Source organism: Erwinia sp. AnSW2-5, assembly GCF_045107195.1.
Classification (GTDB): Bacteria; Pseudomonadota; Gammaproteobacteria; order Enterobacterales; family Enterobacteriaceae; genus Erwinia.
In genome coordinates this window covers 26,117-39,511 of record NZ_JBJGXA010000005.1, presented here as the reverse complement: position 1 = coordinate 39,511, position 13,395 = coordinate 26,117, and the positions used below count along the sequence as shown (strand labels likewise).

The following is a 13,395-nucleotide window of genomic DNA, read 5'->3' as shown; positions in this document are numbered from 1 at the left end:
AAGACGATCCCTGACCGGTGGAGATATATTTGCAGATGAATCCGAATTAATCTTTTTTAACATCGTTAAGATGCATCTTAAGTAGACTTTCCAGCGGTGGAGGCAATTGTAAATAAAACCCCTCATCACGTAGCGCGATTTTCACTTTCTCAATATCCGCCCCCACCAGCTTCTTGCTGCCGTCTAGCGGCAGTAACATCGCCAGCTTCGGCTTACCAAAGCCCTTCAGCAGTGCTTCCGGTACGCGTGAGAAATCGTCTTTTTTTTCAACATAAAGGTAAGTCTGGTCGCGCTGGGGACTTCTGTAGATCACACAAAACATATTTTTTACTCGAATTAACCTGGATGGTGACTTGCCTGAATATTACAGTAACTATAACATGCTTGCAGAACTTCGGAATATTGCCTGTCTTGATTTAACGCCTGAAATCGGCGTTGATTTAGCCAGGATGGGAAATAACAGGACTGAGCGGGACAGATGTCACAATCGCCAATCGAGTTAAAAGGCAGCAGTTTTACGCTGTCGGTCGTTCATTTGCATCACACCGACCCTGAAACGGTGCGTAAAGCCATTCAGGAAAAAGTCAGCCAGGCTCCGGCTTTTCTGAAAAATGCTCCAGTGGTGATCAACGTATCCTCGTTAACCCGAGAGGTGAACTGGCGACAAATGCAGCAGGCAATCGCCGAAACGGGTCTGCACATTGTGGGTATCAGCGGCTGCAAAGATGAGCAGTTGAAGCGCATGATCGCCCGTTCCGGTCTGCCGGTGTTGAGTGAAGGCAAAGAACAGAAGCTCAATGCCGATAGTGCGCCACCTGTGGCTATTCCGGTCGAACAACCCGCGATAAAAACCCGGCTTATCAGTGCGCCGGTGCGCTCCGGTCAGCAGATTTATGCCAAAAACTGCGACCTGATCGTGACCAGCAGCGTCAGCGCGGGTGCTGAGCTGATCGCCGATGGCAATATCCACATTTATGGCATGATGCGCGGCCGTGCGCTGGCAGGCGCGTCTGGCGACAAACTGTCTCAGATTTTTTGCACCAGTTTATCTGCAGAGCTGGTATCCATTGCTGGAAATTATTGGCTGATGGATCAAATCCCTGCTGAATTTTTCGGAAAAGCGTCTCGTCTTTGTCTCAAGGACGGCGCATTGACTATACAGACATTGAACTGAGCCAGGCTCTCGAGCCCTTTCTTTTCTTAAGGAAATTATTATATGGCACGCATTATTGTTGTTACATCGGGTAAGGGAGGCGTTGGTAAAACCACGTCCAGCGCGGCCATCGCTACCGGTTTGGCGCAGAAAGGGAAAAAAACCGTCGTTATCGACTTTGATATCGGCCTGCGTAATCTCGATTTAATCATGGGCTGTGAGCGCCGCGTTGTGTATGACTTCGTTAACGTCATCCAGGGTGATGCCACACTGAACCAGGCGTTAATCAAAGACAAACGCACTGAAAACCTGTTTATTCTGCCGGCCTCCCAGACGCGCGATAAAGATGCCTTGACCCGCGATGGCGTGGAAAAAGTGCTGAATGACCTCGCAACGATGGAATTCGATTTTATCGTTTGTGACTCACCGGCAGGTATCGAAACCGGCGCACTGATGGCGTTATATTTTGCTGATGAAGCCATTATCACCACCAACCCGGAAGTCTCTTCAGTTCGTGACTCCGACCGTATCCTTGGTATTTTGTCCTCTAAATCACGCCGTGCAGAAAGAGGACAGGATGCCATTAAAGAACACCTGTTACTGACTCGCTACAATCCGGGCCGTGTGAATCGTGGCGACATGTTAAGCATGGAAGATGTGCTGGAGATTTTACGCATCCCTCTGGCCGGCGTTATCCCGGAAGACCAGTCCGTATTGCGTGCCTCGAACCAGGGTGAGCCCGTGATCCTGGATGCCGAATCTGACGCAGGTAAAGCCTATGCTGATACCGTTGACCGTCTGCTCGGCGAAGATCGTCCCTTCCGCTTCATTGAAGAAGAGAAGAAGGGTTTCCTGAAACGCCTGTTTGGGGGATAAACCATGGCCTTACTCGATTTCTTTTTATCCCGAAAAAAGAGCACAGCCAATATTGCCAAGGAACGGCTACAGATTATTGTGGCAGAGCGCAGAAGGGGCGATAGCGAGCCCCACTATCTACCACAGTTGAAAAGGGACATTCTGGAAGTAATCTGTAAATACGTAAAAATTGATCCGGAGATGCTGACGGTGAAGCTGGATCAAAAAGATGATGATATTTCTATTCTTGAACTGAACGTAACGTTACCGGAAACGGAAACGGAAGAAGCACCAAAATGATTTTCTCCTGCTCATGATTTTCCCCTGCTATTGTGCAGGGGAAAATTGCAGGCCTTAGTTCGCTAAAACCTTAGCAATTCCGTCTTCCAGCAATGCTCCCCGCCAGCCATCCACTAACTCAGGTTTAGCGGACTGTGGCTTCAATTTCCAGTACCAGTTAAGCAACTGATTAATCTGTCGACGCGATGCCAGCAGTTCCTGGCTGACGCCATGCTGCTCCGCCGTTTCTGCCACCAGGGCTTTGAGACTTTTGAATACCTGCTTGTAATTCGGGTGGTCGATTAAATTCGGCACCATTTCCGGCAGCTGATCGTCAGCGAGCGCATTGGCTTCAGCAACCATCGCCACCAGCGCCTTACCATGGAAACGGATCTCCTGCCCCGGCAGCCCCAGATGATCAAGCTCACCAAGGGAACCCGGCATAAAGCGTGCAACCTTCCACAGATTCTCTTCACGCACCACAAAGTTCACTGCCATATCTTTTTCGCGGGCCAGCGTCAAACGCCATGCTGCCAGCAGGCGCAATGCAGCAAGCTGACGCGGACGCAGTTGCCAGGCATTGGTGATCTCACGATACGCTTCCTGTGGGTCAACCACGGTGGTGCGGCGCTGGCACAGCAGGCGACACTCATCCAGTGCAGCGGCCATCTGCCCTGCTGCTTCCGTTTCTGCCACCAGCTTTTCGGCAATCGGTAACAGATAGAAGACGTCGGCGGCGGCATAGACGCATTGCTTTTCCGTCAATGGACGCGCGATCCAGTCAGTACGTGATTCGCTTTTATCCAGCGCGATCCCGGTGAAGGACTCAACGATGGTAGCAAAACCGCAGGAGAGTGGACGGCCGCTGAACGCGGCGAGGATCTGTGTATCAATCATCGGCTGCGGCAACACACCAAACTCATGCTGGAAGACTTCGAGGTCTTCACTACCGGCATGAAGATATTTGACAACCTGCTGGTCCATGAGAAGTTCACGGAACGGCGTCCAGTCGGTAATCGGCAGAGGATCAATCAGCGAGATGGTTTCACCGTCAAACAACTGGATTAACCCCAGTCGCGGGTAATAGGTGCGGGTGCGAACAAATTCAGTATCCAGCGCCAACGCAGGAACCTGGCGGGCACGCAGGCAAACCTCAGCCAGCGCGTCATTGGTGGTGATCATGATGTAATTCAAAATAGCGTTCTCTCGCCACTGGCGGGTGATGCCGGTGGTCAACTGTAAGTGCGCAATAAAAATGCCGGGTAGCCCGGCATGATAGATATCGGCAAAAAAACAACGTCCCTTAGTTTGAAGGGGGTTGGGCTTTTATCGCTTCCTCACGCAGTTCACGGCGCAGGATTTTGCCGACGTTGGTCTTCGGAAGCTCATCCCGAAACTCAACAATTCTGGGTATTTTATAGCCTGTCAGATACCGCTTGCAGTGGGCGATTAGCTCGTCTTTGGTCAGTGATTCATCTTTCTTCACCACACAAATCTTCACCGTTTCACCCGCCACATCGTTAGGAACACCGATAGCGGCCGCTTCACGCACTTTCGGGTGCAGCATCAGAACATCTTCAATCTCATTCGGATAAACATTGAAACCGGAAACCAGAATCATATCCTTTTTACGATCGATAATGCGCAGGAAACCTTCGTGGTCAACGGTAACAATATCGCCGCTGCGAAGCCATCCATTTTTTAAAACTTCATCGGTGGCATCCGGGTGCTGCCAGTAGCCCAGCATCACCTGTGGCCCTTTTATGCACAACTCACCCGGCTCTCCTTCCGGCACTTCATTACCGTCATCATCAACCAGCATAATATCGGTGGAGGGAACCGGCAGGCCAATGCTGCCGTTGTGGCACTGAATATCATACGGGTTCACGGAAACCAGTGGTGAACACTCGGTCAGACCATATCCTTCCAGCAGATAGTGACCTGTGAGTTTTTCCCAACGTTCGGCGACCGCTTTTTGCACCGACATTCCGCCGCCTGCGGATAACGTCAGCGTGGAGAAATCCAGTTTGTTAAAGGCCTCATCATTGAGCAGTGCGTTAAACAGCGTATTCACGCCGGTGATGGCGGTGAAAGGATATTTACCCAACTCTTTGACCAGCCCCGGAATATCCCGTGGGTTGGTGATAAGCAGATTGGCGCCGCCCAGTTCGATAAACAGCAGGCAGTTCACCGTCAGGGCAAAGATATGATACAGCGGCAGCGCCGTCACCACGGTTTCTTTACCGGCTTTCAGCAGTGATCCGTAGGTGGCTTTGGTCTGTTCGAGGTTCGCCTGCATATTCCGGTGGGTCAGCATCGCGCCTTTCGCCACGCCGGTGGTCCCGCCGGTATATTGCAGGAAGGCGAGATCGTCATTGATGATCGCGGGCTTGATATAATCCATCTGCGCACCGTTTTGCAGCGCCTGACGAAAAGAAATCGCACCGGGAAGATGGTATTTTGGCACCATCTTTTTAATGTATTTCACCACGAAGTTCACCAGCGTTCCCTTTGCAGGCGAAAGCTGGTCACCCAGGCGGGTGAGGATCACATGTTTCACCGTCGTCTTCGCCACCACTTTTTCCAGTGTATGGGCAAAGTTAGAGACAATCACGATAGCGCTGGCACCGCTGTCATTCAGCTGATGTTCCAGTTCACGCGGGGTATAAAGCGGATTGACGTTGACCACGATCATCCCTGCACGAAGAATGCCGAACAGCGCGATCGGGTATTGCAGCAGGTTCGGCATCATCAGCGCAACGCGGTCGCCTTTCTTCAGCCCTAATCCCTGTTGCAAATAGGCAGCAAAAGCCCGGCTGCGGTCATCCAACTGCTGGAAAGAAAGACTCTGCCCCATATTGATAAACGCCGTTTGCGTGGCATAACGCAGCACAGCATGTTCAAACAGATCAATTAAAGAGCTGTAACGATCAGGATTAATATCCGCCGGGACATCCGCCGGATAACGGTTTAACCAAACCTTATGCAAGGAATCACCTCGAAAATGATAATTTGTCGTCATCGCAGCCTCGACCGAATAGCGCCTGTTAACATTATTTTAACTCAGCGTACCAGTTTGCTCAGGTCTGTGTTGAGAGGTTGCGAAGCCCATCACTAAATTTCTCTCATCCTGAGAGAATCAATAAAAAAAGGCCTATCCGCTGATATTCAGCGGATCTGCCCTTTATTTTTTTATGCGGTGCGCGTTATTGAGTAAGGATCGTCTGCACCTGAGCGGGGCCGGGATTGTAGTAACCCCAGGGAGCGGGTCCCCAGTAGCCTCCGCGATGGCGGCCATAACCAGGACCGTACCAGATCCAGGGATCAATCGGCTGCGGCGGCGTAACAATTTGCTGGGTCATGTGCCATCGCTGATAGCCGGTGACCTTGATGACCACGAAATTATACTGCGCCTCACCAATTTTACCTTTCTCTGTGCCGCTGATGGTCCCGACAACGGTGACCATCTGCTGATTAAAATCGACCGGATCGATAAAACCGTTCACATCGGCAAAAATGCGGCCAACAGAAGGTGAACCCAGTGTAGGCCTGGCGCCTTCGTCAAGGGGCATCGCGGCAATTTCCAGGCGTGTCATCCCGTTACGGTTATCCACCTTGATGACCTTACCGCCAAAACGCGACTCCTGGCCGGTAAACAGTTCAGGCGCACTCAGCACCCGCACCAGATCCTGCTGCGGGGTCTCTGAATACCCTTTTATCGAGTCAGGCACGGTGACACAGCCGCTTAATACCAGCGACGCTAAAAACAGAACGCTGCACTGCCAGACACTGGATTTACGCATAGAAACTCCCCCGTTGTTATGCTACTTCGACTGCTACCGCTTAAAATAGTTGCCGCTCGCTACTCGCGGCCCGGTAATTTTTTCCATGTCACTTCATTACGCAGATAGGTGGGTTCCGCCTGTTCCGGTGCGACAGTCATACCGGCTGCCAGCGCCTGTTGCGCCAGCGGCAGCATATCTTCGGCACAGGGCAGTGTCACGTCTGATAACGTCAGTGCCAGCATGCTGTTTTCTGCCAGCTGTGGCCAGGCTTGCCAGCCCGTTCCCACACAGGCCCACTGCCCGCTCAACGCCGCCATCCGCGCCGCCGCTGCATCGGGTTTCAGCACCGCTTCCGTCTCTTCACCCAGCCAGTTGCCCTGCTCATCACGCTGATATTCGGCCCAATACACTTCGCCCATCCGCGCATCGATCGCGGCCAGAACACGGCTGGCACCGTGCAGCCGCCAGGCGCTTTGCGCCATCGTTTTCAGCGTGGACACGCCGATGAGCGGCAAGTTTGCGCCTAACGATAGCCCCTGAGCAATGCCGATACCAATACGCACACCGGTAAAACTTCCGGGCCCCCGGCCAAAGGCCAGCGCATCCAGGTCCTTCAGCGCGACGCCACCTTCCTGCAAAATCTGCTGCACCAGCGGCAGGATACGTTGCGTATGCTCGCGAGCACAAAGTTCAAAATGTGCCAGCAACCGATCATCATTCAGTAATGCAACCGAACAGGCTTCCGTTGCCGTATCAATGGCTAAAATTCGCGTGGACATACCAACCTCAGGGGAGAAAATTTTCGGCGCGCATCATAGCACATTGCCGTTGGATTAATTACTGCTGCTTCGTTGACTGGAGAAAGTCCACGGCTTTTTGCAGATCGCGCGTGCGCGGCGTTGGCGGCAAGCTGTTAAGAAATACCGCTCCGTAAGGGCGCATCACCAGACGATTATCGCAGATAACAAGGACGCCACGGTCATCAACGTCACGTATCAAACGTCCGACGCCCTGTTTAAGCGCGATCACTGCATCAGGCAGCTGCACGTCATCGAACGGTTCACCGCCACGCACTTTACAGTCTTCCATACGGGCTTTCAGCAGCGGGTCTTCCGGCGAGGTAAACGGCAGTTTATCGATAATCACCAGTGATAACGCATCGCCGCGTACATCCACCCCTTCCCAAAAACTGTTCGTCGCCACCAGCAGCGCATTACCAGCGGCAACAAACTGCTTGAGGATCTGTCCCTTGCTGGTTTCCCCCTGCAGCAGAACCGGGAGCGTCATGGAGGCACGAAATTCGGCAGCCAGCTCACGCATCACCTGATGGGACGTACAAAGGAAGAAACAACGGCCGTTATTCGCCTCAATCAGCGGCTTCATCATTCTGGCCAACTGGCGGGCACCGCCGGGTTGATTGGGTGATGGCAGGTTACGCGGCACGCAGAGGAGTGCCTGGCGGGCGAAGTCAAACGGGCTGTTCAGGATCAACGTTTCCGCTTGCCCAACGCCAAGCCGCTCAACAAAGTGCGTCATCTGTTCATTCACGGCCAGCGTTGCCGAGGTAAATATCCAGCTCGCCGGGCGCTCATCCATCACTTCACGGAAACGGTCGGAAACGGAGAGCGGCGTCAGCGCCAGCACAAAATTACGCGCGTTACATTCATACCAGTAGCTGAAACCGGGCTGCGTAGTGTCTTTCAGGCGTTTAAGGCGCCCGCGATAGAGAGAGGCGCGTTCGAATGCCGCATCCAGAAGCGCAGAGCGCCCCAGTGAGAGTTTCGCCACGTCGTAACAGAGTTCTAGTGCATCATCCAGCAACAGCAGGGCACGCTGGATCTGCGGATTGCTCAGCAGCTCTCGCAGGTTTCCGCGAAAACCGGGATCACCTAACGACAGACGAAAATCCTGGGTGCTTTGTGCCAGACGATCGGCCGACTTCTGAAGCTGCTGCATATCACGGACTTCGGTACGGTAGGCAATGGTGATGTCTTTTGCCAGATCGAGCAGCTGGCGGCTGGAAAGCTGTTGCCCGAAATACTGGCTGGCGATATCGGGCACCTGATGCGCTTCATCGAAGATCATCACGTCGGCATCGGGGATCAGCTCGGCAAAACCACTCTCCTTCACCACCATATCCGCCAGGAACAGATGATGATTGACCACCACCACATCGGCATCCATCGCTTTACGACGCGCTTTCACGACAAAGCAGTCTTTATATTGCGGGCAGTCACTGCCCAGGCAGTTATCGTTGGTGCTGGTGACCAGCGGCCAGATAGTGCTGTCTTCCGCGACGCCACCGCAGGTGCTGATATCACCATCCACGGTTTCGTTTGACCAGCCGCGCAGATGAACAAGGTCGCTCATTGCCTGCACCGCCAGTTCACCACCGGCCATTGACTGCTGCTCCAGACGCTCCAGGCAGAGATAGTTAGATCGCCCTTTCAGCAGCGCCATGATGCCTTTGAATTTGAGTGCCTTCGCCACCGTGGGCAGATCGCGGCTGTAGAGCTGATCCTGCAGCGCCTTCGAGCCGGTTGAGACGATCACTTTTTTACCCGAGCGCAGCGCCGGGGCCAGATAGGCATAGGTTTTCCCGGTCCCTGTTCCGGCTTCCACGACCAGCTCACTTTTGCTGTCAATGGCACGTGCAACCGCAGCCGCCATCTCGCGCTGAGGTTCACGTGGCCTGAAGCCGGGAATCGCCTGCGCCAGAGCGCCATCTGCTGCAAAATCGTCTACCACATACCCTCACCACCTGGTTAAATCGACAGTGATTATGGCAGTATCCGCCAGCGCACTCCACCCTTTAGATGACAGGCACCGCTAATCTGTGCCAGTCTGTCGCGGTTTTAAGTGCATTTAAAAGGAGCCAGCATGACCATTGAACGTATTGATCCTGAACACCGCATGTCCGAAGCCGTCATTCATAACGACACGGTGTATTACACCAGCGTACCGGAAAATCTGGATGAAGATGCTGAAGCGCAGACGGCAAATGCCCTGGCGGTGATCGATAAGCTACTGACCCGCGTCGGTTCAGACAAAAGTAAGATTTTGGATGCCACCATTTTTCTGGTGAATAAAGCGGATTTTGCGGCGATGAATCGCGCGTGGGATGCGTGGGTCTCTCCGGGTAACGCACCGGTGCGCTGCACCGTGCAGGCCAACCTGATGAACCCGAAATATCTGGTCGAAATTAAAGTGATTGCTGCCAGGTAACGCTTTCCCCTGCCGGGCTGGCAGGGGTTAACCACTTATTCGTCGTACTCTTCTTCTTCGTCGTCGTGGTTGTTATCACCCATGTAGTCTTCTTCTTCTTCATCGAACATCACCGGAACATTACCGCCAGTGTGGTTCTCACGGATTTCGGCAGCTACCATGGTAATCGCCTGGCCGCTGCTCATGCCCTCTGACATCAGCTTCTGAATGCGTTCAACCGCTTCCTGCTGCTGTTCGTGTGATAGCGCGGGTAATCCTATAGACATAGTGACTCCTGGGGTGAATTGCGGTGCGGATTATTCCACGGGCGACAAAGAGATGCCAGCGACATAAAAATATGTCACGCTTGGCGTCTGATTGAAATTTCTCTGCTGAAGAACCATGTCGCCTGTTTATCATCTTCTTAAGTATACGCCAGATGCCGTTGAGCATCACTTTGCCCGCCTCTCCCATCGGCCCTGGGCGATGCTGCTGCATTCCGGTTTCGCCGATCACAGTGACAACCGATTCGATATTATGGTGGCTGATCCCCGGGTGACGCTGACCGCGCGCGGCATGGAGACCGTGATTGAACGGGATGGCATCTGCCGCGTCAGCGAAGACGACCCGCTGACGCTGCTCCAGCAGCAGTTAACAGCCTGCGGATTTCAGGCACAACAGCAGGATGATCTGCCCTTTCAGGGCGGCGCGCTTGGCCTGTTTGGTTATGATCTGGGGCGCCGTTTTGAGCGGATACCCGCAACGGCCGAACAACAGCTGACGACACCGGATATGGCGGTCGGCATCTATGACTGGGCGTTAATCGCCGATCATCATAAGAAGACGCTAACGCTGGTCGTTCAGGGTGACCTCGCAACGCGTCTGACGTGGCTGGATGCTCAGCAGGCAACGCCCGCGCTGCCCTTCCAGCTGACCAGCGCGTGGCAGGCAAATATGACGCGCGAGCGGTACGGCGAAAAATTTCGCCAGGTGCAGCAGTGGTTACTGTCCGGGGACTGCTACCAGGTCAATCTGGCGCAGCGTTTCGCCGCCCGCTACCACGGCGATGAGTGGCAGGCCTTTTTACGGCTGTGCCGCGCTAACCGCGCGCCGTTTAGCGCCTTTATCCGTCTGCCAGATAGCGTGATCCTCAGTCTTTCTCCGGAACGGTTTATTAAACTGCGCCACCGGCAGATTGAAACCCGTCCGATTAAAGGTACGCTTCCCCGCCTGGCGGACCCCGCAGCCGATCGCCTGCAAGGCGAGAAGCTGGCGAGCTCCCCGAAAGATCGCAGCGAAAATCTGATGATCGTGGATCTGCTGCGCAATGATATCGGTCGCGTGGCGACACCTGGCACGGTGAAAGTCCCTGAGTTATTTGTCGTCGAAGCGTTCCCGGCCGTGCATCATCTTGTCAGCACGATTACCGCCGAGCTAAAGCCTGACCTGACCGCTTGCGATCTGCTGCGCGCCTGTTTCCCTGGCGGTTCTATTACCGGCGCGCCAAAAGTGCGGGCAATGGAAATTATTGAAACACTGGAACCTCAACGGCGTAATGCCTGGTGTGGCAGTATTGGCTATCTCAGCGTCTGCGGACGAATGGACACCAGCATCACCATTCGCACACTGATTGCTGAGAACAGTACGCTATATTGTGCTGCCGGTGGCGGTATTGTCGCTGACAGTGATGAAGCCTCTGAGTATCAGGAGACGTTTGATAAAGTGAACCGCATTTTGCCCTGCCTGGAGTCACCGCCTGATGAACGCTGAGCATCCGTCTCTGGCAGGCTTTCTGACCCGTTTCCTGTTGCAACCGCCGCTGGCAGGTCAGCAAAATTTGCCACGCCGTCAGGCGGCTGTGCTGGTACCGATTATTGCGCATCCTGAACCAACGCTACTGCTGACACGCCGTGCGGCTTCGCTGCGAAAACATGCGGGCCAGGTGGCTTTCCCTGGTGGCATGATGGACAGCAGCGATCGTTCTCTGGTGGCCACCGCCCTGCGGGAAGCACAGGAAGAAGTCGCTGTCCCGCCTGATGCGGTGCGGGTGATTGGTGTGCTGCCGCCGGTGACCAGCAGCACCGGTTTTCAGGTGACACCAGTGGTCGGCGTGCTGCCACCTGGCCTGAACTGGCATGCTAACGAAGGCGAAGTGGAATCGGTATTTGAGATGCCGCTGCGCGAAGCACTGCGGCTTGGGCGCTATGCGCCGCTGGACATTCAGCGCTCGGGAGAGATGCACCGCGTGTGGCTTTCGTGGTTCGATGACTACTTTATCTGGGGCATGACCGCCGGAATTATTCGTCAGCTAAGCCTGCAAGTGGCTAAATAATGATAAACAGGCTAAAATACAGCCATTAGTTGCTTCAAAATGCGCCTTTACATTATTTTTCACCAGATTATTGCCACATGGCGATCCAAATCACTGCAATACGGCGTTTTTTCATTTATATTTCACGCAAATTGTGGGTGCCCGAATTTTTCTTCTCCCACTGCGTGATTAAAAAATCCTCCAAGGAGCGTACAACGTGATTAGCGTTTTCGACATGTTTAAGATCGGCATTGGCCCGTCGAGTTCTCATACGGTTGGCCCAATGAAAGCCGGCAAACAGTTCGTCGACGATCTGGTGAACAATCGCCAGCTCTCTTCGGTGACGCGTATTGCTGTCGATGTCTATGGTTCTCTGTCCCTGACGGGCAAAGGCCACCATACCGATATCGCCATTATTATGGGGCTGTCTGGCGCATCGCCAGAAAGCGTTGATATCGACGCGATCCCTGCTTTTATCCGCGATGTCGAAGAGCGTCAGCGTCTGCTGCTGGCCAACGGTGCCCACGAAGTTGATTTCCCACGTGAAGGCGGCATGGTGTTCCGCAGCGATAACCTGTCGCTGCATGAGAATGGCATGAGCATTCACGCTTTTGCTGGCGAGCTGCGTATCTACAGCAAAACCTACTATTCTGTTGGCGGCGGCTTTATCGTTGACGAAGAGAACTTCGGTAAATCGGTGGTCAATGAAGTCGCCGTTCCTTATCCGTTCAACTCGGCCAAAGAGATGCTGGCCCACTGCCAGATGACCGGGCTGTCACTCTCCGGCATGATCATGAAGAATGAGCAGGCCGTTCACAGCCGTGCTGATATCGAGCGCTATTTCACCGATATCTGGCAGACAATGCGTGAATGTATCGATCGCGGTCTGAATACCGAAGGTGTGCTACCCGGCCCACTGCGCGTTCCGCGCCGTGCTTCTGCCCTGCGCCGTCTGCTGGTATCTTCAGATAAGATGTCCAGTGACCCGATGATTGTGATCGATTGGGTCAATATGTTTGCCCTGGCCGTGAATGAAGAGAATGCTGCCGGTGGCCGCGTTGTTACCGCACCGACCAACGGCGCATGCGGCATCGTGCCTGCCGTACTGGCTTACTACGACCACTTTATTCAGCCCGTTACCCCGGAAATCTTTACCCGTTACTTTATGGCCTCCGGCGCCATTGGCATTCTGTATAAAATGAACGCCTCGATCTCCGGTGCTGAAGTCGGTTGCCAGGGTGAAGTGGGTGTTGCCTGCTCCATGGCGGCGGCAGGCCTGGCAGAACTGCTAGGTGCCAGCCCGGAACAGGTCTGTGTCGCGGCTGAAATCGGCATGGAACACAATCTGGGGCTGACCTGTGACCCGGTTGCAGGACAGGTTCAGGTTCCGTGCATTGAGCGTAATGCGATTGCTTCGGTAAAAGCGATTAACTCCGCTCGTATGGCGATGCGCCGTACCAGCGAAGCACGCGTCTCCCTCGATAAAGTGATCGAGACGATGTACGAGACGGGCAAGGACATGAACGCAAAATACCGCGAGACATCGCGCGGTGGACTGGCGATAAAAGTCCAGTGTGATTGATTCATCAACGCCACCTCCCCGGTGGCGTTTCTTTTTGCGCCATTCATCAAAAATAGTTTAGCTCCCTGCTATCGCCAGCATCAGGAAATAGATAAAGTGTTTTGGCGTGTGTTTTGAGAGTAAGTTCCTGTTTTTGAGCCATTCCGCTTTTCTCTTCAGCACTACTAAACTTAATGCCTCAGTTGCCGATAATTGGTATTCGATCTCTATATACGCGTCTTGATCT

At 53.7% G+C, this 13,395-nt stretch carries 14 protein-coding genes; 7 read left to right on the top strand and 7 right to left on the bottom strand.

All coding sequences use genetic code 11. The features are described 5' to 3' along the window. Nucleotides 1-46 precede the first annotated feature (46 nt). The gene (locus ACFL9S_RS04690) at nt 47-322 is read right to left on the bottom strand and encodes a YcgL domain-containing protein (RefSeq protein ID WP_405260534.1); all 276 of its coding nucleotides are present in this window, start codon (nt 320-322) and stop codon (nt 47-49) included. 156 nt (nt 323-478) lie between these two features. Here ACFL9S_RS04690 and minC point away from each other — a divergent pair, with 156 nt between their 5' ends. Genes minC through minE form a run of 3 tightly spaced genes read left to right on the top strand, consistent with a single transcriptional unit; the run spans nt 479 to nt 2,308 of the window. Next, on the top strand, nt 479-1,174 hold the full coding sequence (gene minC, locus ACFL9S_RS04685; protein WP_405260532.1) for a septum site-determining protein MinC: 696 nt from the start codon (nt 479-481) through the stop codon (nt 1,172-1,174). 42 nt (nt 1,175-1,216) lie between these two features. Then, nucleotides 1,217-2,029, top strand: coding sequence for a septum site-determining protein MinD (gene minD, locus ACFL9S_RS04680; RefSeq protein WP_405260530.1), 813 nt, complete (start codon nt 1,217-1,219; stop codon nt 2,027-2,029). A gap of 3 nt (nt 2,030-2,032) precedes the next feature. Next, on the top strand, nt 2,033-2,308 hold the full coding sequence (minE, locus tag ACFL9S_RS04675) for a cell division topological specificity factor MinE (RefSeq protein ID WP_133841840.1): 276 nt from the start codon (nt 2,033-2,035) through the stop codon (nt 2,306-2,308). A gap of 54 nt (nt 2,309-2,362) precedes the next feature. Here the strand turns inward: minE and rnd are convergent, their stop codons facing one another. The 5 genes from rnd to ACFL9S_RS04650 form a co-directional block, all read right to left on the bottom strand. Next, nucleotides 2,363-3,469 carry a ribonuclease D gene (gene rnd / locus ACFL9S_RS04670; RefSeq protein WP_405261060.1) on the bottom strand — a complete coding sequence of 369 codons (1,107 nt, stop codon included), beginning with the start codon at nt 3,467-3,469 and terminating at the stop codon, nt 2,363-2,365. Between the two features lie 121 nt (nt 3,470-3,590). Beyond that, nucleotides 3,591-5,276, bottom strand: a complete 1,686-nt coding sequence (gene fadD, locus ACFL9S_RS04665) for a long-chain-fatty-acid--CoA ligase FadD (RefSeq protein WP_405260528.1) — start codon at nt 5,274-5,276, stop codon at nt 3,591-3,593. Nucleotides 5,277-5,493: 217 nt separating this feature from the next. After that, the gene (locus tag ACFL9S_RS04660) at nt 5,494-6,090 is read right to left on the bottom strand and encodes a Slp family lipoprotein (protein ID WP_405260527.1); all 597 of its coding nucleotides are present in this window, start codon (nt 6,088-6,090) and stop codon (nt 5,494-5,496) included. A gap of 59 nt (nt 6,091-6,149) precedes the next feature. Then, the gene (gene tsaB / locus ACFL9S_RS04655; protein ID WP_405260525.1) at nt 6,150-6,851 is read right to left on the bottom strand and encodes a tRNA (adenosine(37)-N6)-threonylcarbamoyltransferase complex dimerization subunit type 1 TsaB; all 702 of its coding nucleotides are present in this window, start codon (nt 6,849-6,851) and stop codon (nt 6,150-6,152) included. A 58-nt stretch (nt 6,852-6,909) separates the two neighbouring features. After that, complete coding sequence (locus ACFL9S_RS04650) at nt 6,910-8,820, bottom strand: ATP-dependent DNA helicase (RefSeq protein WP_405260523.1); 1,911 nt, start codon at nt 8,818-8,820, stop codon at nt 6,910-6,912. Between the two features lie 132 nt (nt 8,821-8,952). Between ACFL9S_RS04650 and ACFL9S_RS04645 the strand changes: the two genes are divergently transcribed. Beyond that, the gene (locus tag ACFL9S_RS04645; RefSeq protein ID WP_405260522.1) at nt 8,953-9,297 is read left to right on the top strand and encodes a RidA family protein; all 345 of its coding nucleotides are present in this window, start codon (nt 8,953-8,955) and stop codon (nt 9,295-9,297) included. Between the two features lie 35 nt (nt 9,298-9,332). On the opposite strand, the gene ACFL9S_RS04640 is transcribed toward ACFL9S_RS04645, so the two are convergent. Next, nucleotides 9,333-9,563, bottom strand: a complete 231-nt coding sequence (locus tag ACFL9S_RS04640) for a YoaH family protein (protein WP_405260521.1) — start codon at nt 9,561-9,563, stop codon at nt 9,333-9,335. A 115-nt stretch (nt 9,564-9,678) separates the two neighbouring features. On the opposite strand from ACFL9S_RS04640, the gene pabB reads away from it, so the two are divergent. The 3 genes from pabB to ACFL9S_RS04625 all read left to right on the top strand — a co-directional run bounded on the left by pabB (nt 9,679) and on the right by ACFL9S_RS04625 (nt 13,169). Further along, a complete protein-coding gene (pabB, locus tag ACFL9S_RS04635; RefSeq protein WP_405260519.1) occupies nt 9,679-11,046 on the top strand; it encodes an aminodeoxychorismate synthase component 1 in 1,368 nt (455 codons plus the stop codon). Beyond that, complete coding sequence (locus tag ACFL9S_RS04630; protein WP_405260517.1) at nt 11,036-11,608, top strand: CoA pyrophosphatase; 573 nt, start codon at nt 11,036-11,038, stop codon at nt 11,606-11,608. Before pabB ends, ACFL9S_RS04630 begins: the two co-directional genes overlap by 11 nt. A gap of 196 nt (nt 11,609-11,804) precedes the next feature. After that, nucleotides 11,805-13,169 carry an L-serine ammonia-lyase gene (locus ACFL9S_RS04625; RefSeq protein ID WP_405260516.1) on the top strand — a complete coding sequence of 455 codons (1,365 nt, stop codon included), beginning with the start codon at nt 11,805-11,807 and terminating at the stop codon, nt 13,167-13,169. Nucleotides 13,170-13,395 lie beyond the last annotated feature (226 nt).